This window comes from Actinokineospora pegani, assembly GCF_009745975.1.
GTDB lineage: Bacteria > Actinomycetota > Actinomycetes > Mycobacteriales > Pseudonocardiaceae > Actinokineospora > Actinokineospora pegani.
Genome location: NZ_WHOL01000064.1, coordinates 40,720 through 63,247, shown reverse-complemented (window position 1 = coordinate 63,247; position 22,528 = coordinate 40,720). Strand labels below are relative to the sequence as shown.

Sequence of the window (22,528 nt, the reverse complement as noted above, 5' to 3'; positions counted from 1 at the left end):
TGAGGCTGCGGGCCATGGACGCCGATGTGATCGTGGTGGGGGGCGGGCTGGCGGGGCTGGTGGCCGCCTCGGAGGCCGTCGCGCGGGGGCGGCGGGTGGTCCTGGTCGACCAGGAGCCCGAGACGGGTCTGGGTGGGCAGGCGTTCTGGTCGTTCGGGGGGCTGTTCCTCGTCGACTCGCCGGAGCAGCGGCGGATGCGGATCAGGGACTCGGTGGAGCTGGCCTGGCAGGACTGGCAGGGGAGTGCGGGGTTCGACCGCGGGGTTGAGGAGCCCGGCGGGGAGGACTACTGGGCGGCGCGGTGGGCGCGGGCCTACGTGGACTTCGCGGCGGGGGAGAAGCGGGCCTGGCTGCACGGGCTCGGGGTGCGGTGGATCCCGCTGGTCGGGTGGGCCGAGCGCGGCGGGTACCTGGCTGACGGGCACGGGAACTCCGTGCCCCGGTTCCACATCACCTGGGGGACCGGGCCGGGGCTGCTGGCCCCGTTCCTGGCCAAGATCGCGCGGGCGCGGGCCGACGGGCTGGTCGACGTGCGGTTCCGGCACCGGGTGGACGGGTTGGTCGTCGAGGGCGGGAAGGTCGTGGGGGTGCGCGGGGGTGTGCTCGAGCCCAGTGCCGCGGCGCGGGGGGTGGCGAGTTCGCGGGTCGAGGTGGGGAGTTCGAGCTGCGCGGGCAGGCCGTGATCGTCACCGCGGGCGGGATCGGGGCCGACCACGACGCGGTGCGGCGGAACTGGCCCGCGCGGTTGGGGTCCGCGCCGAAGCGGATGATCACCGGGGTGCCCGCGCACGTCGACGGGCGGATGCTGGCGATCACCGAGGGCGCGGGCGGGCGGGTGGTCAACCGCGACCGGATGTGGCACTACACCGAGGGCATCCAGAACTGGGACCCCGTCTGGGACCGGCACGGCATCCGCATCCTGCCCGGCCCGTCGTCGCTGTGGCTCGACGCGCGCGGCACGCGGTTCCCCGCGCCGAACTTCCCCGGCTTCGACACCCTGGGCACGCTCGGCGCGATCGGGGCGACCGGCTACGACTACTCCTGGCTGCTGCTCACGCAGAGGATCATCGAGAAGGAGTTCGCGCTGTCGGGCTCCGAGCAGAACCCGGACCTGACCGGCAAGGACACCAGGCTGATGCTCGCGCGGGTCCGGGCGGGCGCGCCGGGGCCGGTGGAGGCGTTCAAGCGCGATGGGGTCGACTTCGTCGTCGCGGACACCCTCGCCGAGCTGGTCGAGGGCATGAACAAGCTCACCGACGAGCCGCTGCTCGACCTCGCGCACATCGAGCGGCAGGTCGTCGCGCGCGACCGGGAGATGGACAACCCCTTCACCAAGGACCTCCAGGTCATGGCCATCCACAACGCCCGGCGGACCCTGGGCGACCGGATCGCCAGGACGGCTGTCCCGCACAAGATCCTCGATCCGAAGGCGGGGCCGCTGATCGCGGTGCGGCTCAACATCCTCACCCGCAAGACCCTCGGCGGGCTGCAGACCGACCTGTCCGGGCGGGTCCTCGGCGGCGACGGGGCGCCCATCGACGGCCTCTACGCCGCGGGCGAGGTCGCGGGCTTCGGCGGTGGCGGCGTGCACGGCTACCGGTCGCTGGAGGGCACGTTCCTCGGCGGGTGCCTGTTCTCCGGTCGGGCGGCGGGTCGCGCGGCCGCCGCGCAGGCCGGGTAGTCAGGTGAAACTGGACAGTCAAAACTGCGGGTTTTACGGTGGTGCGGTGAGCGACGAGATCTCCCCCGACGCCGTGCGCTCCGCGCACGCCCTCCGGGCGGCGGTGGGCAGGCTGCGCAGGCGGCTCCGGGAAGTGGGCGACGGGCACGAGCTGACCCCGTCGCAGACCTCCGTGCTGAGCAGGCTCGCGCGGGGGCCGTCCACGGCCAGCGCGCTGGCGGCGGCGGAGCGCATCCGCCCGCAGTCGATGGCCACCACCCTCACCGCGCTGGAGGGCCAGGGGCTGATCACCCGGCGCCCGGACCCCACCGACGGCCGCCGCCAGCTCGTCGAGCTCAGCGAGCTCGCCGTGGAGGTCATCCGCGGCGCCCGCGAGCAGCACGAGGAGTGGCTCGCCCGCGCGCTGCAGGACCGCTACACCCCGGCCGAGCGGGCTCGGCTGACCGAGGCGTTCGACCTGCTCGACCGCCTGACCTAGGGAGGACCGATGACCGGATTGACAGGCGGTCTGGGGCGGCTGCGCCAGGAGGCGATCTACCGCGCCGGGGTGTCCGGCACCCGACCGCGGGTGCCCACCGACGCCGCGGCGCTGCGCGAGGCCGCGCGGCGGCGCTGCTCGACCAGGGCGTGGGCCTACGTCGAGGGCGGCGCGGGCGAGGGGCGGACGATGGCGGCCAACCGCGCCGCGTTCGACCGGCACGAGATCGTGCCCAGGATGCTGCGCGACGTCGTCGAGCGCGACCTGTCGACCACCCTGCTCGGCGTCGAGCTGCCCACGCCGCTGCTGCTGGCCCCGGTGGGCGCGGCGGGGCTGGTCGCCCGGGACGCCGACGTGCTGATCGGGCGCGGGGCGGCCGCGGCGGGCGTGCCGTACATCCTGTCCTGCCAGGGCAGCAGTCCGATGGAGCGCACCGCCGAGGCCATGGGCGACGCGCCGCGCTGGTTCCAGCTCTACTGGAGCCGCGACGAGGACCTCGTGGACAGCTTCCTCGGCCGGGCCGCGGCGATCGGGGCGGGGGCGGTGGTGGTCACCCTCGACACGACCATGCTCGGGTGGCGACCGCAGGACCTGAACCTGGGTAGTCTGCCCTTCTCCCAGGGTATCGGGATCGCGCAGTACACATCGGACCCCAGGTTCTCGGAATTGGTGCGGCAGCGGCTGGGCGGGCCCGCGCGGGATGTGCGCGTCACGCCTGCGGCGGTGCGCACGCTGTTGTCGATCAGCCGGGAGCACCCTGGCGGGTTGCTGGACAACCTGCGCTCGCCGGTTCCGCGTGCGGCGGTCGAGACCTTCCTGGATGTCTACTCCAATCCCGCGCTCACTTGGGACCACATCGCCACGTTGCGGGATCGGACCTCGTTGCCGGTGGTGCTCAAGGGGATCCTGCATCCCGATGACGCGCGCAAGGCTGTTGACCTGGGGGTGGACGCGGTGATCGTGTCCAACCACGGTGGGCGGCAGGTCGACGGGTCGACGGCGTCCCTCGACGCGTTGGTCCGCGTGCGGGCTGCTGTGGGGGAGGGTTATCCGTTGGTGCTCGACAGTGGGGTTCGTACGGGGGCTGACGTGTTCAAGGCGATCGCGTTGGGGGCTGATGCGGTGACGCTTGGCAGGCCGCACATCTATGGGTTGGCTTTGGACGGGTGGCGGGGGGTGGCTGATGTTGTTGGCAATGTTCTCGCGGAGTTCGATTTGACGATGGGGTTGTCGGGGGTGTCCTCGGTTGCTGAGATTGACTCGGGCAGGTTGGTGGGGGTGCTTTGAGGGGGTAGAGGCTTGCTTGTGGCTGGGTGGGGCCTGTCCCGTGGGGCCGCGGAGCTACGGGCGGCCAGGACTGGGTCGAGGCCCAGGGATGACAAAGCTTTTGGGTGGGGTGTGGTGGTGGGATGGGGTGCTGGGTGATGGGGGTGTGGGCGGGGAGTGGTGGTTCATGGGGGTGGGGGCTGGTCGTTGTTGGTGTTGAGGAGGTGGCGGGCTCGGCCTTCGCCTACCACCACCCGGTTGACGGGGAGGCCGATCTCGTCCGCGGCGGACCACAGGGCGCGGGCGCTGTCCGGGTCGTCGCGGCGGGCGGCGGTGTTGGCCAGGCCGGTGAGGGCTCGGGCTCGTTCGTAGTGGCTGCCCGCCAGTTCGGCCAGTTCGGCGGCGCGGCGGTAGTGGTCGTGGGCGGCGTCCAGGGTGTTGGCGTTGTAGTGGACCCAGGCCAGGCAGGTCAGGCCCATCACCGCGTCCACCGGTTGCTGGGCCAACTCGTGGGCCTCGCTGGCGTGGGTCAGCGCCTGGTCGGTGTCGCCCAGGGCGGTGTGGGCCAGGGCCAGGCCGCGCAGGGCGATCATGGTGTTGCGGGTGCGGCCGGTGCGGCGGGTCGCCGTCAGCGTCGCCTCGAGGTCGCGGGCGGCTGACGCGGCGTCGCCCCGGTACAGGTTGGCCCAGGCCAGGCTGGACAGGGCGTCGACCTCGCCGTTGTGGTCGGCCGCCTCGGCGAAGGCGGTCCGGGCGGCGCGGTGGCACTCGGCGGCGGTGTCGGCGTCGCCCTGTTCGACGTGGGCCATGCCCAGGTTGTTGAGCAGTCGGCCGGTCGCGGCTTGGTCGCCCAGGTCGCGTGCGGCGGTGAGCGCCACCTGGTGCGTGGCGATCCAGGGGGCGAACAGCTTGTCGTGGAAGAAGAACGCGCGCAGCAGCAAGGCGAGCCGCCAGCTCCGGCGGTCGCCCGCCGCCAGTTCGACCGCGCCCACCGCCGCGGGCCAGTGCGCGCGCAGCCAGGCCAGCGCGGTGTCCGCGTCGCAGAAGGGCAGCCGGGCCGGGCGGGCGGCGTCGCTGTCGGTGCGGTAGCGGTGTGGGTCGAGCAGTTCGTCCGCGGCGTGCACGGTGCCCAGCAGGAGGTCGACGAGGCGGTCGGTGGCCGCGGCGCGGACGGCCGGGGCCAGGGCGGGCAGTGCGTGGCGCACCGCGAAGGCGCGCACCAGGTCGTGCACCCGCAGGTCCCCGTCTTCGTCGCGGGTGACCAGGTGGGCGTCGTGCAGCCGGTCCAGGGCGGCGTCGGCCTCCCCCTCGCCGACGCCGCCCATCGCCTCCACCGCCGCGGTCGACACGACCCCGGCGGGGTGCAGGGCCAGCAGCCCCAGCAGGCGGCGCGGCTCGTCGGGGAGGTCGTCGTGGGTGACCGCGAAGGCGGTGGCGACACCGCGCTCGCCGTCGTCGAGCGCGCCGAGCAGGGTGGACTCGCGGGTGAGCCGGGCCAGGAACCGCTCGGCGGTCCAGCCGCCCGCGGCGAACCGGGCGGCGGCGATCCGCACGGCCAGCGGCAGCCGCCCGCAGCGGCGGGTGATCTCGGCGACCGCGGCGTGGTCGTCGGGGGCGCTGCTCCCGGCCACGGCGCGGAACAGCAGCACCGCCTCGGCCTCGGACAGCATGCCCAGCGGCAGGTGCCAGGCGTCGTCCAGGGCGGGCAGCCGGGTGCGGCTGGTGACCAGCACCCGGCTGCCCGACCCGTCGGGGGCCAGCGGTCGGACCTGGGCGGCGGTGCGGGCGTTGTCCAGCAGCAGGAGCACCTTCCGGTCGCGCAGCACCGCGCGCAGCAGCGCGGTGCGGCCCTCGGCGTCGCCGGGGACCCGGCCCGCCTCGACGCCGAGCATGCCCAGCAGCCGACCGGCGACCTCGCCCGCGCCCGCCTGCTCGGCGCCGGGGGTGTGCCCGCGCAGGTCGACGGCCAGGCAGCCGTCGGGGAAGTCGTCCCGGGCCGCTCGGGCCGCGCGCACGGCCAACGCGGTCTTGCCCGCCCCCGCCAGGCCGCTGATGACGCAGATCCGGGCGGTGGACTGGGGGCCCAGCATCGAGGCCACTGTGGACAGCTCGGCGGCGCGCCCGGTGAAGTGCAGCTCCGGCGGCGGGATCAGGCAGGTGGGCGGGCGGTGGTCGGGCTCGGCGTCCTCGGCGAGCATGCCGAGCAGCTCGCCCCCGGCGCCCAGCACGCGGTCGCAGGACTGCGCCAGCGACGGGTTCGGCCGGGACCGACCGTTCTCTATCTTGCTGAGGTAGCCCTTGGTGAAGTGGACCTCGCCCGCCAGCGCGGCCAGGGACATCCCCCTCGACTCGCGCAGGCGGCGCAGCCGCGCGCCGAACTCCGTCATGTCATCGCCTTTCTGGCCGGGGACGAGCCCCGGTCCGCGGCCGTCGTGGCCCGCGGACCGGGGTCGCCCGCCTGGTGGGTCAGCCGCCCAAGCCGAACAGGCGGAAGAACATGGTGCAGAAGGGGTGCGTGTGCATGGTGGTCGCGTCCTTTCGACGTGGTGCGGGCGCCTGCGCCGTCGCGAAGGGCGCTGCTCCCGCTCGGATCGACCAACCGGTTGGTGATTCCCATCGTCGGCGCACGCCCGCCGTCGTGGAAGGAGTTTCATGTTGACTGCCCCGGGCCGCACCGGGAAACAGCCCGCACCAGCGCTGTTTCCCGATGTGGGAAACCCTGGGAAACAAGGACCGAAGGCGAGGAAGACGCGGGTACACTGCGATACCGCATTCCCTGACTTGGAGCGGCCGCGTGAGCGACACCATCCCCAACGCTGAGAAGTCCGACCCGCTGATGGCGGAGCTGAAGGCGCTGCGGCGCGGATACGGCGTCAACGCCAAGTTCGACGTGACCACCTACCCCTGTCTCGCCGAGGTCCTCCGGGTGGACACCTCGGCCTCGGCGTTCACCGCGCGCGAGCAGTTCCACGACCGCCTCGCCGCGCAGTGCGACCGGCTGTCCGAGCGCCACCGCCTGACCGCCAAGTACGCCCTGGGCTTCGACGGCGACCTGGACAGCCGCTACACCGACCGCGTCCGGCCCCTGCAGACCCGCTTCGACCGCGACGCCCGGACCGTCCAGCGGCGCATCGACGGCGCCTTCGCCGTGCTGTGCGAGCAGTTGGTCGCCGCCGCTCGGCCGAGGCACCCGTGGCACACCAACGCGCTGTCCACCGTCGTCACCCTCGACGGGCCCGGCGCCGACGTCGTCGAGGACCGCGCGATCACCGCCAGGGTCGACGGCCTCGACCACATCGAGCACTCGTTCACCGTGCTGGCCCCGCCCGGGGTCGAGGCGGGCCCGCTCGACCTGGCCACGGTCGGGGTGGAGGGCATCGCGGGCGGCGACGTGGTCAGCGCCGAGCTGCGGACCCGCAACCGGGCCTCGTTCACGCTGCGCCTGCCCAAGCCGCTGGCCAAGGGCGAGGCGCACCGGTTCCGCCTCGGCATCCGGGTGGCCAGCTTCGGCCCGTTCTACGTCTGCACCCCCATCCAGCCGTGCGACACCTTCCACCTGGCGGTCCAGTTCGAGCGGGACCGGGTGCCCGCCGAGGTCCTGGTGGTCGACGGGGTGCTGTCGCACGAGGCGACCGACCCGGCCTCGGCCGGGGGGCGGATCACCCCGGACCCCGCGGGTCTGGTGCGGACCAGGTTCGACGACCTCGAGCTCGCCCGCTCCTACGGCCTGCTGTGGCGGACGACCTGACCCGCAGGCGACGCTCCCACCCGCCGACGAGCCCGGCCAGCCCCATCACCCCCGCCATCCCGACCACCCGCACCACCGGCTCGGGCAGCGTCGCCGCGGCCACCCCGGCCCGCGCCACCGCCGCCCAGTGCCGCCACGGCTGCGGCGCCCGGCCCAGCGCCTGCTCGGCCGCGCCGAGCAGCGGCCGGGCCTCGCGCGAGCGGTCGGTCATCGCCAGCCCGATGCCCAGGTGCAGCCTGCCCAGCGCGCACTCGGGGTGCCCGGTGCCCAGGATCGCCACCTGCCGGGGCAGCAGGGTCCGCAGGTCGTCGGCGACCGCGGCCCAGTCCCCGAGCGCGCCGCGGGCCATCGCCCGCCACAGCCGGGCGCGCAGCGCCAGCGGGTGGTCGACACCCAGCGCCGCGCCCGCGTGCCCGGTGGTGGTGGTGAAGCGGTCGAGCGCCTCGGCGCGGCGCCCGCACCGGTGCAGCGCCTGGCCGTGCAGGATGGCCAGCTCCAGGGTGATCGGGTCGTCGCGGCCGTGGGTGCCCGCCGCTCTCGCGTGTTCCGCGGCGGCGTGCCGCGCGGCCACGCCCAGCGCGGGCCCCCGGTCCGCCCAGGCCGCGGTCACCCGGCCCGCGACGGCGGCGACGGCGGCCTGACCCGCGACCGGGTGCGTCGGGAGGCCCGCCGCGCCGTAGACGCCCACGACCCGCTCGGCCAGGGCGGTGTCGGAGGTCAGCCGGGCGTGCTCGACGGCGACGGCGGACCAGCGGCCGGTGGCCCCGGCGGGGTGGTCGGCGTCGACGGCCGACCACAGCGGTCGCAGCAGGGCGGCGGCTGACCGGCTGTCCCCGCGCAGCCGCGCCGCCGTGGCCCGGCCCAGGTCCAGCTCGGCGCGTTCGGCCTCGCTCGCCCACAGCGGGCGCGGTCCGTGCGCGCGGACCAGCGGGTGGTGGTGGAAGACGTGGTCCGCCAACAGGTAGGCGCCCCGGCTGTCGTGCGCCGTGGCGGCCAGCCACCGCGCCCGGTACTCCAACCGCTGGTCGGCGTCCTCCCTGGCCTGGCGGACCAGGGCGGCGGTGTGCCGCAGCGCGGTCTCGGCGCACCCGTCGGCCACCGCCCAGCGGGCCACGGCCAGCGCGTCGGGCGCCGCCCACCGCACCCGCAGGCAGCGCTGGCCCGCGGCGACGGCGGCGGCCAGGTCGCCGCGGCGGGCGTGCCCGGTGGCCAGCGCGCGCAGCAGCGCCGTCCGCCGGTCCACGGGGGTGGCCCGGTTCGCCGCGAGCGCCTCGGCGTGCGCGCGCACACCCGGGGTGTCGCTGACCAGCGCGCGCTCGACCAGCAGCGACGCCCGGACGGCCAGGGCGTCGCCGAGCAGGGTGTCCAGCGTGCGGCGGGCGGCGTGCGCGACCGCGGTGGGCAGCCGCCACTGCCCACCCCGGGTCCGGTGCAGCAGCGCGTGGCAGGCCAGTTCGTCGAGTGCGCGGGCGACCAGCAGCGGCGCGCCCTCGCCCAGCACGTCGGCCACGCTGTCGGCGACCAGTTCGCCGGGGAAGGGGACCGGGGCCAGCAGCGCGGCGAGGCTGAGCACGACCCTGGCGTGGTCGCCCCGGTCGCGGATGACGGCCGACAGCGCGTCGGCCGGGTCCGCCGCGCCCGGCCGCCACGCGCGGGCGGCGATCAGCAGCGGGTCGCCCGCGCAGCGCGCGACCGGCAGCGCCGCGTCGGCCTCGCCGTCCCCGCCCGCGGCGAGCAGGTCGGCCTCCGCGCTGCTCAGCGGGCCCAGTCCCACCGCGGGCCCGTCGCCGGGCGCGAGCAGCAGCGCGCGCACCACGGGGGAGTCGATGACCAGGTCCGGGGTGGCGCGGTCGAGGTCGTCGACCACCCACAGCACCGCCTCGCCGCGCTCGGTCAGCCGCTCGGCGAGCGCCGCCCGGGCCAGGTCGTGGCGCAGGCCCGAGGTGTCGAGCCCGAACCAGTCCCTGGCGACCCGGTTCACCTCCGCCGCCCAGTGCGCGCGCAGCGCCTCGTCGTCGCGCAGGCCCGCGAAGCTCGTCCACACGCGACCGCCGGGGTACGCGGCGGAGTGCAGCCGCCGGTACCGCTCGGCGAACGTCGTCCGCCCCACCCCCACGACCGACACCGCCGTGGGGCCCGTGCGCGGCCGCTCGGCCAGCAGGTCGCCCTCGAGCGCCCTGTGCACCGCCCACAGCTCCCGCGTCCGGCCGACGAACCGGCTGGGGCGCAGCAGCAGGTCGTCCCAATCGGGCTCGTCGGGGCCCGCGTTGCCCACATCCGTTCGACGCTCGGTATTGGACAGTCGCGAAAGGACCGCGCTGAGCGCTCCCTCCGGTGGGACCGGCGGCAGTTCCGCGGGCTCGGTCGGCTCAGTCGACACGACGAGCACCCGGGCGCGCGGGTCCGCACCGCGTCGCCGGGCGCCGAGAACCGCGCGGGCCAGGTCCCACTGCGCGGCGAAGCGCGGCGGGTTCCGGGGCTGCCAGACGACGACGACCTCGGCCGCGTCCAGCGCCCGTGCCCGGGCCGCGTCGACCTCCCCGTCGCCGATGTGCACCGGCCCCGGCAGGCCGCGGACGAACCCGGCGACGTCCGCCCGGTCGCCCGGCGCGCAGCTGACGAAGACCCGTGCCCCTGGTCGCCCGGTCATGGCTCTCCCATCGCTCGAGGTGTGTCAGACAACGATGCCCGACCAGCGGTGGGAAAACAGGAGACAAAAATTCGACAATCGCGGGCTCGGCGCTCGCGGTATCAGACCGGCACACGGAATGTGATGCTGACCTGCGGATGGTGTTTCGTGAAGCCTGGTTGTCCACGAAACCGGAAACGCCTTTATCAGTCGTCGCCGGGCAGTCAGGATAGGCAGGTCTGATATTCACCACAAAGGAGTCACCATGAAACTGCTCTGCTCCTTGCCCGCCCTGCTCCGCGGCGCCCTGTCGCTGCTGGCCGCGGGCTTCGTCCTGGGCACGGTCATCGGCTACCGGGTGGCCGAGGCCGCTGCCGCGTCAGCCCTGCTCTGACCCCCGTCAGCCGTCGTCCGACGTCGGCGGACCACCACGAGCGCGCCGCCGCCGACGAGGAGCACCACCAGCGCCAGCTCCGCCCACGGGATCGCCCCGCTGCTGAAGCTGCTCGCCGTCGCCCCCGGCAGGGCCACCTGGTCCGCGCCGACCGCCGTCGCCGCCACCGACACGTCGCCGAACAGGACGAACAGCGGCGACACCGCCACCCGCACCGACCGCGCGGCGCTGTCGCCGGGCAGCAGCTCGTCCACCCCGTCCGCCGCGCTCGTCGGGGCCAGGTCGAACGGCCCGGCGACGTCCACGGTCGTCGCCGCGCCGAGCCGGACGTCGCCGGTGTTGGCCACGACGTAGTCCACCCGCAGCGTGCCCGGCGCGAACGGCAGCCACGACGACGAGTAGGAGCTGCCCACCTCGCGCACGGCCAGCGCCGGCTCGACCTCGCCCGCCACCCGCAGGTGCACCCGCACGCCGATCCGCCGCCGCACCGCCACACCGCCCTCGTCGGCCGACACACCCACCGCGACACCCGCCGGGTGGTCGCCGGGGACGGCGTCCGCGGGCACGGCGATGGTCACCGGCAGGACCTTGCTCTCCCCGCCCGCCACCGTAATCCCGCCGCTGTCGAGGCCTGCCACGGTGATCCAGCCGCCCGACCCGGTCGGCTCGCCCGCGGCGATGTCGAAGGCGCCGTTTCGGCCCAGGACGCCGTCGCCCGCCGTGACGGTGAACCGGGCGGGGGCCGAGCCGCGGTTGGTGACGGCGATGCCGTCGGTGACCGAGGCGCCGGGGTCGAGGGTGTGGCGCAGGGAGATCCGGCCGTCCGGGCCGCCGTCGGAGGCGGGGACGGCGCTCCACTCGGTGGTGGTCCGGGCGGCGGCGGGGGCCGTCCCCAGGACCAGGCTCGCGGCGACGGCGGCGAGCACGGACACGCGGCTGAACACGCGACTGGCTCCGTTCCTGTTCGTGGTCGGGGGTTCCGGGTGCGAACGCGCGGAACGGGGTGGGGCGCGCGAACACCCCACCCCGCCCGCGGGTGATCAGTCCTTGGCGAACAGCGTCAGGGTGATCTCACTGCCGTAGCGGCCGCCGCGGGCCTGCTCCGGCACCGCCAGGCCGAGGTCGGCGCCCAGCACGGTGGAGCCGAACCGGGTGACCCGGTTGGTGTCGGCCAGCGCGGCGGGGCCGTCGAACGCGGCGGCCGGGCCCGGGGTGGCCGCGGACTCCGACGACACGACCTTCGGGGCCCAGCTCAGGTTCTCCGGGCCGAAGCGGCGATTGCCCGCGACGAACTCGCTCGCCGCGCCGGACACCGTCCAGCCCTGGCCGCGGGCCTGGACCTCGTTGCGGGTGTCGGTCACGGTGACCTCGGGCAGCGCGCCGCTCTGCTCCCGGGCGCCGCCGGTGAACACGACCGAGCCGTTGTCCCGCACCGACATGGTCAGCGCGCCGGCCGTCTCCGGCAGCGGCACGGTCGCCTCGAGCGCGACCGCGTCCCCGGTCGCCGGGGCGTGGCCGATCAGGTCGAACAGGGTCTCACCGATGTCGGTGTTGTCCAGGTACGCCCCGCGCACCACGTCCCACTGGTCGGCCCGCGCCCGCAGGACCTCGGAGCCCGCGCCCTTGGCGTAGAACGGGACCAGGGCGTTGGTGTGGCTGCCGGAGTGCCACGCCACCCGCGGCAGCTCCCCGGCGGCGCCGGTCAGCGGGGTCCAGGCAGGCCCCGAGCCGGGGCCCGCCAGGTAGCCGGTCTCGTGGTCGGAGGTGACGATGACCAGCGTCTCGTCCCAGTCGCTGTGCTGCTCGACCCAGGCGTTGACCGCCTCGACCGAGGCGTTGAAGTCGAGCTGCTCCTCGATCACGCGGGTGGTCTGGTTGGCGTGGCCCGCCCAGTCGACGGCGCCGCCCTCGACCATGAGGAAGAAGCCGTCCTCGTCGCGCTCGAGGACGTTGAGCGCGCCGCCGGTCATGGTCCGCAGCGACGGGACGTCGTTGGCGGGGTCGGTGCCCGGCGGCACGGAGTCGTTGGCCAGGCCCGGCCGGTTGTACTGCAGGGTCTCGGCGACCTGCGCGAGGCCGAACACCTTCTCCGGCACCTCGGCGCCCGCGGCCAGGGCCTCGAAGTCGCCGCGGGACTCGATGAAGTCGAAGTCCGTGCCCTGCGAGCTCAGGCGCTGGAAGTCGGCCTGCGAGATCCAGGTGTGGTTCGACGGGCGGCTGGTGTGCGCGTCGGTGAAGTTCGGGTGCCCGCCGCCCATGATGACGTCGACCCCGCTGTCGATCATCTCGGTGGCCAGGCCGTGGTAGTCGTTGCGGTCGGTGTTGTGGGCGATGAAGCCCGCCGGGGTCGCGTGGTTGAACGGCACCGAGGTGACCAGGCCGACCTTCTTGCCGACCTGCTTGGCCTGCTCGCCGACGGTGCGCAGCCGCTCGCCGTCGGGCCGGTGGCCGATGACGCCGTTGTTGGTCTTGACCCCGGTCCCCAGCGCGGTCGCCGCGGCGGCCGAGTCGGTCGCGCCGGAGCTGACCCAGTCGAAGGCGCCCCACGCGCTCTCGGTGGTGTAGTGCCCGCGGCCGTTGGCCGAGTAGTGCGACTGGGCGACCCGCACCGGGTAGGACTCGTAGACCTGGGTCGGCACACCGGGGACCCGCCGCACCGCGCCGGTCGCCGGGTCGACCGACACCTGGTGCAGGCTCTGGCCCTTCTCGTACAGGCTCGCCGCGTCGAACTGGTTGTAGCCCGCGCCGTCGGAGATCAGCACGATGATGTTCTTCGGCGCCCGCGCCTGCTCGGCGGTGGCCACGCCGCTCGACAGCGTCGCGGCCGCGAGGCCCAGCGCCGTTGCCGAGACGGCGAGGTTTCGAGTGCGCGTGAGCACTCTCCTGCTCATTGATCCCTCGTTCCATGAGGTTGACCGATGGGGAACCGGCGCGGGGATCTGCCCCGCCGCCCGCTCCTGCACAGTTCACCGCTCAACTGTCCTGCGGGAGAGCTGGAGTGGTCCGACCGGTGAACAGAAACCCTCCGCCCGCACCGCGTTGACGCCGCGTCCCGGGTCCGATACCAGCGGTCGATCCTCTGTGGACTCACGTCGCTTCGACCTCGCGCGAAGACGGTGGACGCGAACAGCCCCGCCCGGTGGCGCCGGGCGGGGCTGTGGGGTCGCTCTTACGGCTGGCGGGAGGCCTGGAGCATCTCGGCGCGCTCCACGACCTTGATGCGCTCACGGCCGTGCGGCAGGCCCAGGGCCCGCTCGTAGGCGTCGAGGTTCTTCCAGCCCTGCCAGGTGGTGAAGTCGATGCGGCGCTCGGCGAGGAAGGTGACCACCGCCTGCGGGTCGGGCTGCGCGGCCGGACGCAGGGTCGGCGCGTCGGCGAGCAGGGACGCCACCGTCTCCGACGAGCAGCCCTTGGTGTGGCCGATGAGGCCGATCGGGCCGCGCTTGATCCAGCCGGAGACGTAGGCGCCGGGGACGGGGCGCTCGTCGATGTCCAGCACGCGGCCCGCGCTGTGCGGCACGGTCCCCGTGACGTGGTCGAAGGGCACGTCCGCCAGGTGCGTGGACAGGTAGCCCACCGCCCGGTACACCGCCTGGACGTCCCAGTCGTGGAACGCGCCGGTGCCGCGCACGCTCCCGTCGCCGGTCAGCTCGGTGCGCTCGGTGCGCAGGCCGGTCACCTTCCCGTCCGCGCCCAGGATCTCGGTGGGGGCGTGGAAGAAGTGCAGGTGCAGCTTGCGCGGGCGGACCCCGACGTCGCGGATGGCCCAGTCCTGCAAGGTCTTCACCACCATGTCGACCTGCTTGGAACTCCGGATGGCCTCGAGCGAGCCCTGGTCGAACTCGATGTCCTCCGGGTCGACGACGACCTCGATCGTCGGCGAGTGGTCGAGCTCGCGCAGCTCCATCGGGGTGAACTTGGCCTGCGCGGGGCCACGGCGGCCGAACACGTGCACGTCGGTGGCGGCGTTGGCGACCAGCCCGGCGTGGACGTTGTCCGGGATCTCGGTGACCAGCATCTCCTCGGCCGACTTGGCCAGCACGCGGGCCACGTCCAGCGCGACGTTGCCCGCGCCGAGCACGGCGACCGAGCGCGCGGTCAGCGGCCAGTCGCGGGGGTGGTCGGGGTGCCCGTCGTACCAGGACACGAAGTCGGCGGCGCCGTGGCTGCCCTCCAGGTCGATCCCCGGGATCTCCAGCGGCCGGTCGGCCGTGGCGCCGGTGGAGAACACGACGGCGTCGTAGAAGTGGCGCAGTTCCTCGAGCTTGAGGTCGGTCCCGAAGTCGACGTTGCCGAACAAGCGCACCCCGGGCTTGTCCAGCACGCGGTGCAGGGCGTCGACGATGCCCTTGATGCGGGGGTGGTCGGGGGCCACTCCGTAGCGGATGAGGCCGAAGGGGGCGGGCATCCGCTCGAACAGGTCGACACTGACATCGGCGCCGGACTTGACCAGCGCGTCGACGGTGTAGATCCCGGCGGGTCCCGCACCGACCACGGCGATGCGCAGGGGACGGCTCACGGTCGCTCCTGGGTCTGGTCGAAGGCGTGTTCACTCATAGTAAGGTAAGGCTACCCTAAGATGGTTGTGATCCTGCCGACTCTCGGCGCTCGGGTCCACGTCGCGCTATCTGTCCGATGAGGACAGTGCGGAACCGCGCCCGCACCCAGTGTGTCACCATTTCAGCGCGCGGCGGTGTGAGGATCTTCGCACCGCCGCAGGAATAAGCGCCCACTCACCGCTGCCCCGCCTCGAACACGCGGGTGGCGAACTCGACGACGGTGTCCTCGTCATCGAGCAACCCCTCGGCCCGGCCGTGCGTCAGCTTCGTCCGGATCACGTCCATGAGCGCGCCGACGCAGACACCGAGCAGGCTCGCGGGCACCTCGCCCGCCGGGCGCGACACGCGTTCGAGGAGGTCGGCCATGAGCGCGCGGTTGCCGACCAGCACCCGCTGGACGGTCTCGCCGCCGGAGAGGGCGCCGACGTGGGTCGCCTGAGTGCAGGCCGGGTGGGCGGCGAGGAAGTCGAGGTAAGCGTGCACGACCGCGCGCAGGTGGGTCCGCCAGTCGTCCCCGGCGTCGGCCACAGCGGCGGACATGGCGTCCAGGGCGGCGCCGGTGTAGGCGGTGAGGGCCGTGACGAAGCACTCCTCCTTGTTGGGGAACAGCTCGTAGAAGGTGCGGCGGGACACCCTGGCGAGGTCGACGACCTCGGTCAGGTTGGCGTCGGCGTACCCGCGCTCGGCCACGACGTCGAGCACCGCGCGCAGCAGCCGCAGCCGCTGGGAGCGCTCGACGACCTGGGCGGGCATGGTGTGCCTGCCCGACCGCAGCGGGTGGGTGAGCCTGCGCTCCTGCCAGAACTCGAGGGGGAAGAGGGTTTCAGTCAACGCGACCTCGCATCGTGAACGCGCACGGCGGCACGCCGGGGCCCGGAGGCAGGCGGTCGACACCGCGAAGCTCCGGGGTGGGCGATGGGTGAAACGGGACCAGCCGGTCCCTTGAGGGGGTGGACCTGGCTCAGGCGGGCGGGCCGCGCCGCGCGGCGGCCCGCCCCCAGACGGCGAGCGCGGGCGTCCGCGCCGCTGTGCGCACGTCCGGCACCACCAGCCAGACCAGCGGCGGGACCGCCTGCGGCCTCCTCGGCAACACCCTGGCCAGCACGTTCGCCACCGCCGACACCGCCAGGTCCGCGCGCGTCAGCACGAAGGCGGTGAGCAGGACCGCCACGACGTGCCCCGCGGCCATCACCCCGGGGCCGACCTCGGCGTGGTGCGCGTGGTGGTGCCCGTGCGAGGTGTCGCCGAGCACCGTCATCAGCCCGTGCAGCACCGCCTGCACCGCGCCCAGCGCGATGACCAGCCCCGGCATCCCGACCTGCCGGTCGGCCACCGCCGTGCCCGCCCACCCGACGAGCACGGCGACCAGGACGGCGACGCCGCTGCCGGGGCCACCGCCCCCGCCGACCGCGTGCGCGGCCAGCGCCAGCGCCGTCGCGAAGAAGGTGACCAGCCCGCTGCGCGCCGCCCGCGAGGCGAACGGCGTGACACGGGGACGGTTGGCCACAGTTGAATCGTAAAGCCACCCGGTCCGTGCCCGGTGGCGATCGGGCGCGTGGTCCACCCACCGGGACGTGGGTCCGCCACCGCCACCGCCGCCGCCGGGGTCACCGCGCGCCGAGGTCGAGCCACATGACGCGCAGGCCGACGGCGCCGTGGTCGGGGTGGCGGAAGGCACCGGGGGCGGTGCCGAGGGTGGTGAAGCCCAGGCTCTCGTAGAGGGCGATGGCGGGCGTGTTGGTCTCGACGACGGCGTTGAACTGGATGGCGGCGAAGCCCGCGCCGCGCGCCCAGGTGGTCATGTCCTCGACCAGCGCGCGGCCGACGCCCCGGCCCCTGGCGCCCGCGCCGACCATCAGGCTGCCGGAGGCGACGTGGTCGCCGGGGCCCGCCCGGTTGGCGTACATGTTGGCCGTCCCGAGCACCTGCGCGCCGTCGGCGGCCACGGTGACCCGGGCGGGCGGGGGGAGCAGCCACATCGAGCGCGCCCCCGTCTCGTCCAGGGCCGGGTCGTAGGGCATGGTCCGCCGCTCGACGACCACGGCGTGGATGATCGGCCAGATCCCGGGCCAGTCGGCGGTGGTCGCCTCGCGGATGTCAGTCACGCGGACCAGCATGTCGATGCGGCCGCCGCTTCGGCAACGCCGTTTGCCCGCCATCCCTCGCGGACCGTTCCTGTCCGCGAGGGATGGCAGGGTGGTCGCGAACCCGCCTGACGAATGGAGCACCCCGATGAGCCGCGTCATCCAAGTCACCTTCGACGCCCACGACCCCCGAGCGCTGTCCACCTTCTGGCGCGGGGCCCTGGGCTACGTCCACCCCGCCCCGCCCGGCGTCACCCTCCCCGAGGGCGCCGACGCCCTGGCCGCCTGGGACGACTTCCTGGCGGGGATCGGCGTGCCGGAGGACCAGCGCGACACCAGTTCCGCCATCGAGGACCCGGACGGCCGGGGACCCAGGGTGTTCTTCCAGCGGGTTCCCGAGGACAAGAGCGGCAAGAACCGCGTCCACCTCGACATCCGCGCCGCCCCCGGCCTCCAGGGCGCCGACCGGATGGCCGCCCTGGAGGCCGAGTGCGACCGCCTCACCGCCCTGGGCGCGACGCGGGTCGAGCGCCACGAGCCCGCCCCGCCGATGGCCCACGGCCACATCGTCATGACCGACCCCGAGGGCAACGAGTTCTGCCTCGACTGAGCTGAGTCGGAGGTGGAGCAGCGCGCCGCCCACACCGGCCTCACCCGCGGACGCCACCAGTGCGTCATGACGAAGCCAGGGCGCGCAGGTGGCCCGCGAACCCCGCCGGGCAGCGGCCGAAGCGCCTGCCGCTGGTGGTGACGGGGGCGGTGCGGGCGTGCACGACGGTCAGGCCCGCGGTCTTGGCGCGGTCCACCAGGTCGGCGTCCTCACCGTCCACCAAGGACGTGAAGCCGCCGATCGCGGCGTAGGCGGCGGAGGTGATGCCGAGGTTGGCGCCGTGCACGTGCTCCCTGCCCCGGGAGTAGCGGGAGCGGTAGTGGGCGGGCAGGTGCTGGGGCCAGCCCGACCAGTCGAGGACGTCGACGGCGCCCGCCACCAGGTCGGCGGCCACCGCGAGGTGGTCGGTGAACCAGGTCGGGGGCACCAGGCTGTCGGCGTCGGTGGTGGCGAACCAGCGCGCGTGCGGTTCGGCCAGGGCGAAGCCGGTGGCGCGGGCGGCGCCGACGTTGCGCGCCTCGACCTCGACCACCCTGGCGCCCGCGGCCCTGGCCAGGTCGGCGGTGGGGTCCGTGCAGGCGTCGGCGACCACCGTGACGCGCACCGGCACCGGGCTGCCCACCGCCGCGGCGGCCAGTGCGTTCAGGCAGGCGGTGATGGTCTCGGCCTCGTCGTGCGCGGGGACGACGACCTCGATGCCGCTCAGCGCAACCCCTCCCTGGCGGCGATGGAGGTTTCCTCGGCGGCGAGCACGGCGAGGCGGAAGTCCGGTTCGCTGTGCGAGACCAGGGGATGCAGGCCCGAGCGGCACAGGAACTCGGCGTGCACGGTGTCGCCGTCCAGCGGGGTGTCGGACGAGCGGTGTCGCCAGTGGACCAGGACGAGTTCGCCCTGCTCGTCGAGGCTGGCGACGCAGCGGTCGATGAGGTGGCGGAGGTCCTCGGTGTCGAGGAAGTAGCCGATCTCGGAGACGACCACGAGGTCGAAGCGCTGCCCGGGCCAGTCCTGGGGGACCTGGCCCGGCTCGACCCGCACGTGCGCGGGGGCGCTGGACAGCGCCTCGGCCCGGGCGCCCGCGTCGATCTCCCAGCCCAGGACGGCGTCGCAGCGGTCGGCCAGCGCGTTCGTCAGCACGCCGATCGAGCAGCCCGGCTCGAACGCCGAGCGGTAGCGCGGCCTGGTCAGCGCGGCCAGGGTCAAGGCCCGCTTGCGCTCCTCGTACCAGCGCGTGCGGAACCCCCACGGGTCCGGGTCCGCGGCGTAGAGGGCGCGGAAGTGGTTGGCTCCCAGGCTCATCCGAACAGCACCTCGTACCCGCGGGTGAGCCGGGCCAGCACCGGCGGGGGCAGGATCGGGGCGTCGGCCGGGTCCGGGCCCAGCGGCTCGACCTGGCTGGCGTAGGCGCGCGCGGCCCGCCGCTTGGCCTCGGCCACCGCCGGGGGCAGGTCGAGGCGCAGCGCCGTGGACCACGGCACGCGGTGGTCGTCGGGGCGCGACCAGTGCCAGGCCCACACCGGGTACTCCAGCAGCCGGGTGCTGACCCGCGCGGCCGCGCGGCCCACGGCCTCGTGGTCGGGGTGGCCGTCACCGCGCCAGGTCGCCGCGCACCAGGCGTCGTCCGGCACCAGGTCGGTCAGGCGCTCGACCAGCTCGTCCTCGTCGATGCCGCCGTCGGGCATGCCCAGGCGCTCGACCTCGGGGGTGACCCCCAGGACGGCCAGCGCGTCGGCGGTCTCCCGCCTGCGCGTCGCGGCCATCTCGGCGGGCGTGCGCGCGGACGAGCCGGGGTGCGAGGCCTCGCCGTCGGTCACCGCGACCAGCCGCACCCGCCCCGACAGCGCCATCAGCCCGCCCACGCCGAGCACCTCGTCGTCCGGGTGCGGCGCGACGACCACCAGCGGCCGGTCGTCGGGGGTGAAGCGGGGCAGCGCGTCGAGCGCGGGCCAGGCCTGCCAGAGCTCCTCGGCGGTGCCCGCGCCCTCGATGGCGGTCACCGCCGCACCGCCAGCTCGCCCAGCCGGGCCAGGTCGCGTTCGGCGTGGCCCTGCCGCAGGTAGACGGTCAGGTCGGCGACCCGCTGCCCGTGCGCCTCGTTCGCGCACAGCGGCCCGGCGCCGGTCCCCCGGCCGACGTGGTCGAGCACGGCCGCGGCGATCCGGTCCACCGCGGCGCGCACCCGCAGCGCGAGCGCCTCCGCGTCCGCCCCCGGCGCGGCGTCGACCTCCCGCGCCGCCTCGGCGAACACCGCCTCCCCGGTGGCCAGCAGCTCCTCGACCGCGCCGCGGTGGGCGAGGGCGTGCGGATCGGGGGCGACCAGGTCGTAGAGGGGCTGGGCGATCGAGCAGGCCCCGCCGAACCACACCGCGGCGACGCCGATCCCGCCGTGCCAGAAGCCGGGGCGGCCCACGTAGGCGCCTGGTCCGCCGACGGGCTCGGCGGGGGTGCGGTCGAAGCGCATGGCGCCGCTGTCGCTGCGGGCCATGCCGGTGGCGGGCCAGGTCCCCGCTATGGGGGTGGCGTCGGCCGTTCGCACGCGGAAGAGTTGGTCGCCCGCGGTGACCAGGGCGTGGGTGAGGGTGTGCGCGCCGGAGCACCAGGGGCGGTCTCCGGTGATCCGCCAACCGTCGTCGGTGTGTTCGGCCGTGAGGGTCTTGGGGGCCGCTGCCCAGATCCCCCACAGCTCGCCGGGGCGGGGTGGCGGGGAGTCGAGTTCGGCCAGGACGGCCTCGGCGTCGGCGTGGCCCTCGGCCAGGCGGGCGGCCGCGAGGTCGGTGGCGCCCATCCGCGCCAGACCCGCCCAGCGCTTGCCGGTGGCGCCGCTGCCGGGCAGGGGGAGGGTGGCCTCTCCGGCTTCGACCCACTGGCGGAAAATCTCGGCTGCGTTCGCGCCCATGCCGATGGCCCTCCCAGGGGTTCGCTGGTTGTGGGGGTGGGGATACCCGGTGTCGGGCGGTGTAACCGTGAGGGCGTCCGGCCATCCTGGACTGGTGGGTGTCCTCCGGGGTCCCCGGGGCCAAGTGGGTTCAGGCCGGAAGCCACCGAGCTGACCTTGGACAGTCCCGTACTCGTGGCCGGGGGCTGGGTCAGGCTAGGCCCGCGGTGATGAGGAGGGGCCAGATCTCGGACTGGTCCACCACTCGGACCTCCAGCTTCTCGGCCTTGGCGATCTTGCTGGCGCCCACGTCGGCCCCGGTGATGAGCATGTCGGTGTTGGCCGAGACCGAGGTGGCGGTGGTGGCGCCCGCTCTCTCGCACAGGCGCTGGAAGGTGGGGCGGGGGATCTTCTCGCCGGAGCGGGGGTCGCTGATGGTCCCGGTGATGACGACCGTCTTGTCCTTGAGGGGGGCGTCGGCGGAGATCCGCGGGGGGAGGTCTTCCTCGCGGACGTCCAGGGAGACGCCCTGGGCTCGGAGGCGGTCGAGTTCGGGGCGCAGGCGGGTGAGGTGCTCGGTGAGGGAGGCGGCGACCTTGGGGCCGATGTCCTCGACCTGCACCAGGCGTTCCTCGCCCGCGTCGGCGACTTCCTCGAGGGAGGTGAAGCCCGCGCGGCACAGGCGGGTGGCGGTGCCCTCGGAGGCCATGGGGATGGCCAGGCCGATCAGCGCGCGGCGCAGGCCGACCGCGCGGCTGGCGTCGATGGACTCGATCATGCGGGCCGCCGAGACCTCGCCGATGCGGTCGAACTCCAGGAGCTGCCCGGTGCTCAGGCGGTAGAAGTCGGAGGGCTGTTCGAGCAGGCCCGCCTCGGCGAGGCGCTCGATCCACACCCCGCCCACGGCCTCGATGTCGGCGGCGGCGCGGGAGGCCCAGTGGATGAGCCTGCGCACGGTCTGCGCCGGGCAGGCGACGTTGGTGCAGAACAGCTCGCGGCTGTTGCCCTGCTCGGTCAGGCCCTGGCCGCACGACGGGCAGGTGGCGGGCGGGACGATCTCGCGCTCGGCGCCGGTGCGCTGGGCGGCGTCGAGCACGCCCGCGACGAACGGGATCACGTCGCCCGCGCGGCGCACCAGCACCGTGTCGCCGATCCGGATGCCGCGGGCGCGGATCACCTCCTGGTTGGCCAGGGTCGCGCGGGTGACGGTGGTGCCGCCGACGAACACCGGCTCCAGGTGCGCGACCGGGGCGATCTTGCCGGTCTTGCCCACGTCCCAGACCACATCGGACAGCACCGTCGTCTTCTCCTCGGCGGCGAACTTGAACGCCAGCGCGCCGCGCGGGGAGTTCGACCGGGTGCCCGCGGCGGCGAACGCGTCGCGGTCGGCCAGGCGCAGCACGGCCCCGTCGAGGTCGTAGTCCAGCTCGTTGCGCTGGGCCTCGATCGTGGTGATCACCGCCTGCGCGGCCTCGGCGTCGACGCAGTGGCGCATGTCGGCGACGGTGAACCCGAGCGCGGTCAGCCCGGCTTCCAGGTCGGCGTCGGCGGAGTCGGTCTCGGTCATCAGGTCGAAGGCCAGGAACCGCAGCCTGCGCTCGGCGACGGTGGCCGGGTCCTTGGCGCGCAGCGTGCCCGCGGCGGCGTTGCGCGGGTTGATCAGCGGCTTGTCCGGGTGGGCGGCGTTGTAGGCGGCGAAGGTCGAGCGCAGCATCACCGCCTCGCCGCGCACCTCCACCCGCCCGGGCGCCTCGACCCGGTCCGGCACGCCGTCGGTCAGCGCGCGCACCAGGGGCGTCACGTCGTCGCCGGTGGTCCCGTCGCCGCGGGTGATCGCCCTGGCCAGCCGCCCGTCCTCGTAGACCACCGCCAGCGACAGCCCGTCCAGCTTCGGCATGACCACCACCGACTGCCCGGGGAAGCGCGCGAGGAACGCCGCCACCTGCTCGGCCTTGGTCGCCTTCTCCAGCGACAGCATCGGCCGCGAGTGCCGGACCGGCGCGTGCAGCACCGCGGGCGCGCCCACCTGCTCCAGCGGGTTCGGGTCCGGGGCCAGGTCCGGGTTCGCCTCGATGAGCCCGCGCAACTCGTCCTCGATGGCGTCGTACTCGGCGTCGGCCACCGACGGCGAGCCGCGGTAGTAGGCGTCGCGCAGCGCCACGACCTGGTCGGCGAGTTCCTGGATACGTTCCCGAGCGTCCACGGCG

General features: G+C 74.6%; 18 protein-coding genes and 1 pseudogene. 6 read left to right on the top strand and 13 right to left on the bottom strand.

Annotation, left to right across the window (positions count from 1 at the left end):
• Nucleotides 1-14: 14 nt before the first annotated feature.
• From GCL84_RS08735 to GCL84_RS08725, 3 genes and pseudogenes are all read left to right on the top strand, one after another.
• Nucleotides 15-1,681 (top strand): annotated as a pseudogene (locus tag GCL84_RS08735) (FAD-binding dehydrogenase).
• A gap of 46 nt (nucleotides 1,682-1,727) precedes the next feature.
• A complete protein-coding gene (locus GCL84_RS08730) occupies nucleotides 1,728-2,159 on the top strand; it encodes a MarR family winged helix-turn-helix transcriptional regulator (RefSeq protein ID WP_197523111.1) in 432 nt (143 codons plus the stop codon).
• A gap of 9 nt (nucleotides 2,160-2,168) precedes the next feature.
• Nucleotides 2,169-3,446 carry an alpha-hydroxy-acid oxidizing protein gene (locus GCL84_RS08725; protein WP_156754884.1) on the top strand — a complete coding sequence of 426 codons (1,278 nt, stop codon included), beginning with the start codon at nucleotides 2,169-2,171 and terminating at the stop codon, nucleotides 3,444-3,446.
• Between the two features lie 164 nt (nucleotides 3,447-3,610).
• Here GCL84_RS08725 and GCL84_RS08720 read toward each other — a convergent pair whose 3' ends face one another.
• Complete coding sequence (locus tag GCL84_RS08720; RefSeq protein WP_156754883.1) at nucleotides 3,611-5,812, bottom strand: helix-turn-helix domain-containing protein; 2,202 nt, start codon at nucleotides 5,810-5,812, stop codon at nucleotides 3,611-3,613.
• 407 nt (nucleotides 5,813-6,219) lie between these two features.
• On the opposite strand from GCL84_RS08720, the gene GCL84_RS08715 reads away from it, so the two are divergent.
• The gene (locus tag GCL84_RS08715; RefSeq protein ID WP_156754882.1) at nucleotides 6,220-7,173 is read left to right on the top strand and encodes a hypothetical protein; all 954 of its coding nucleotides are present in this window, start codon (nucleotides 6,220-6,222) and stop codon (nucleotides 7,171-7,173) included.
• On the opposite strand, the gene GCL84_RS08710 is transcribed toward GCL84_RS08715, so the two are convergent.
• Entirely contained in the window at nucleotides 7,085-9,823 is a 2,739-nt protein-coding gene (locus tag GCL84_RS08710) for a hypothetical protein (RefSeq protein ID WP_156754881.1), read from the bottom strand. The two genes, GCL84_RS08715 and GCL84_RS08710, sit on opposite strands and share 89 nt — an antisense overlap.
• A gap of 244 nt (nucleotides 9,824-10,067) precedes the next feature.
• Here GCL84_RS08710 and GCL84_RS30605 point away from each other — a divergent pair, with 244 nt between their 5' ends.
• Nucleotides 10,068-10,196, top strand: a complete 129-nt coding sequence (locus GCL84_RS30605) for a hypothetical protein (protein ID WP_268891340.1) — start codon at nucleotides 10,068-10,070, stop codon at nucleotides 10,194-10,196.
• Here the strand turns inward: GCL84_RS30605 and GCL84_RS08705 are convergent.
• The 6 genes from GCL84_RS08705 to GCL84_RS08680 all read right to left on the bottom strand — a co-directional run bounded on the left by GCL84_RS08705 (nucleotide 10,154) and on the right by GCL84_RS08680 (nucleotide 16,860).
• Nucleotides 10,154-11,140 carry a COG1361 family protein gene (locus tag GCL84_RS08705; RefSeq protein WP_156754880.1) on the bottom strand — a complete coding sequence of 329 codons (987 nt, stop codon included), beginning with the start codon at nucleotides 11,138-11,140 and terminating at the stop codon, nucleotides 10,154-10,156. The genes GCL84_RS30605 and GCL84_RS08705 overlap by 43 nt on opposite strands.
• Before the next feature lie 96 nt (nucleotides 11,141-11,236).
• A complete protein-coding gene (locus GCL84_RS08700) occupies nucleotides 11,237-13,087 on the bottom strand; it encodes an alkaline phosphatase (RefSeq protein WP_156754879.1) in 1,851 nt (616 codons plus the stop codon).
• A 278-nt stretch (nucleotides 13,088-13,365) separates the two neighbouring features.
• Nucleotides 13,366-14,715, bottom strand: coding sequence for an FAD-dependent oxidoreductase (locus GCL84_RS08695; protein WP_156754878.1), 1,350 nt, complete (start codon nucleotides 14,713-14,715; stop codon nucleotides 13,366-13,368).
• 214 nt (nucleotides 14,716-14,929) lie between these two features.
• On the bottom strand, nucleotides 14,930-15,586 hold the full coding sequence (locus GCL84_RS08690; RefSeq protein ID WP_156754877.1) for a TetR/AcrR family transcriptional regulator: 657 nt from the start codon (nucleotides 15,584-15,586) through the stop codon (nucleotides 14,930-14,932).
• Between the two features lie 130 nt (nucleotides 15,587-15,716).
• Nucleotides 15,717-16,262 carry a hypothetical protein gene (locus GCL84_RS08685; RefSeq protein ID WP_156754876.1) on the bottom strand — a complete coding sequence of 182 codons (546 nt, stop codon included), beginning with the start codon at nucleotides 16,260-16,262 and terminating at the stop codon, nucleotides 15,717-15,719.
• 100 nt (nucleotides 16,263-16,362) lie between these two features.
• Nucleotides 16,363-16,860 carry a GNAT family N-acetyltransferase gene (locus tag GCL84_RS08680; protein WP_328618760.1) on the bottom strand — a complete coding sequence of 166 codons (498 nt, stop codon included), beginning with the start codon at nucleotides 16,858-16,860 and terminating at the stop codon, nucleotides 16,363-16,365.
• A gap of 127 nt (nucleotides 16,861-16,987) precedes the next feature.
• Between GCL84_RS08680 and GCL84_RS08675 the strand changes: the two genes are divergently transcribed.
• A complete protein-coding gene (locus GCL84_RS08675) occupies nucleotides 16,988-17,449 on the top strand; it encodes a VOC family protein (protein ID WP_156754874.1) in 462 nt (153 codons plus the stop codon).
• A 64-nt stretch (nucleotides 17,450-17,513) separates the two neighbouring features.
• Here the strand turns inward: GCL84_RS08675 and GCL84_RS08670 are convergent, their stop codons facing one another.
• The 5 genes from GCL84_RS08670 to ligA form a co-directional block, all read right to left on the bottom strand.
• The gene (locus GCL84_RS08670) at nucleotides 17,514-18,260 is read right to left on the bottom strand and encodes a glycosyltransferase (RefSeq protein WP_197523110.1); all 747 of its coding nucleotides are present in this window, start codon (nucleotides 18,258-18,260) and stop codon (nucleotides 17,514-17,516) included.
• Entirely contained in the window at nucleotides 18,152-18,745 is a 594-nt protein-coding gene (locus tag GCL84_RS08665) for a class I SAM-dependent methyltransferase (RefSeq protein ID WP_156754873.1), read from the bottom strand. Before GCL84_RS08665 ends, GCL84_RS08670 begins: the two co-directional genes overlap by 109 nt.
• A complete protein-coding gene (locus tag GCL84_RS29935; protein ID WP_156754872.1) occupies nucleotides 18,742-19,443 on the bottom strand; it encodes a PIG-L deacetylase family protein in 702 nt (233 codons plus the stop codon). The genes GCL84_RS08665 and GCL84_RS29935 overlap by 4 nt, the downstream gene beginning before the upstream one ends.
• Nucleotides 19,440-20,342 carry an acyl-CoA dehydrogenase gene (locus GCL84_RS29930; RefSeq protein ID WP_156754871.1) on the bottom strand — a complete coding sequence of 301 codons (903 nt, stop codon included), beginning with the start codon at nucleotides 20,340-20,342 and terminating at the stop codon, nucleotides 19,440-19,442. The genes GCL84_RS29935 and GCL84_RS29930 overlap by 4 nt, the downstream gene beginning before the upstream one ends.
• 190 nt (nucleotides 20,343-20,532) lie before the next feature.
• The gene (ligA, locus tag GCL84_RS08650; protein ID WP_156754870.1) at nucleotides 20,533-22,524 is read right to left on the bottom strand and encodes an NAD-dependent DNA ligase LigA; all 1,992 of its coding nucleotides are present in this window, start codon (nucleotides 22,522-22,524) and stop codon (nucleotides 20,533-20,535) included.
• Nucleotides 22,525-22,528 lie beyond the last annotated feature (4 nt).

Bases quoted from the DNA above. Each gene is read 5' to 3' on its own strand.
- GCL84_RS08725 (WP_156754884.1), top strand. From the start codon at position 2,169: ATGACCGGATTGACAGGCGGTCTGGGGCGGCTGCGCCAGGAGGCGATC.
- GCL84_RS08720 (WP_156754883.1), bottom strand. From the start codon at position 5,812: ATGACGGAGTTCGGCGCGCGGCTGCGCCGCCTGCGCGAGTCGAGGGGG.
- GCL84_RS08710 (WP_156754881.1), bottom strand. From the start codon at position 9,823: ATGACCGGGCGACCAGGGGCACGGGTCTTCGTCAGCTGCGCGCCGGGC.
- GCL84_RS30605 (WP_268891340.1), top strand. From the start codon at position 10,068: ATGAAACTGCTCTGCTCCTTGCCCGCCCTGCTCCGCGGCGCCCTGTCG.
- GCL84_RS08700 (WP_156754879.1), bottom strand. From the start codon at position 13,087: ATGAGCAGGAGAGTGCTCACGCGCACTCGAAACCTCGCCGTCTCGGCA.
- GCL84_RS08675 (WP_156754874.1), top strand. From the start codon at position 16,988: ATGAGCCGCGTCATCCAAGTCACCTTCGACGCCCACGACCCCCGAGCG.
- GCL84_RS08665 (WP_156754873.1), bottom strand. From the start codon at position 18,745: ATGAGCCTGGGAGCCAACCACTTCCGCGCCCTCTACGCCGCGGACCCG.
- GCL84_RS29930 (WP_156754871.1), bottom strand. From the start codon at position 20,342: ATGGGCGCGAACGCAGCCGAGATTTTCCGCCAGTGGGTCGAAGCCGGA.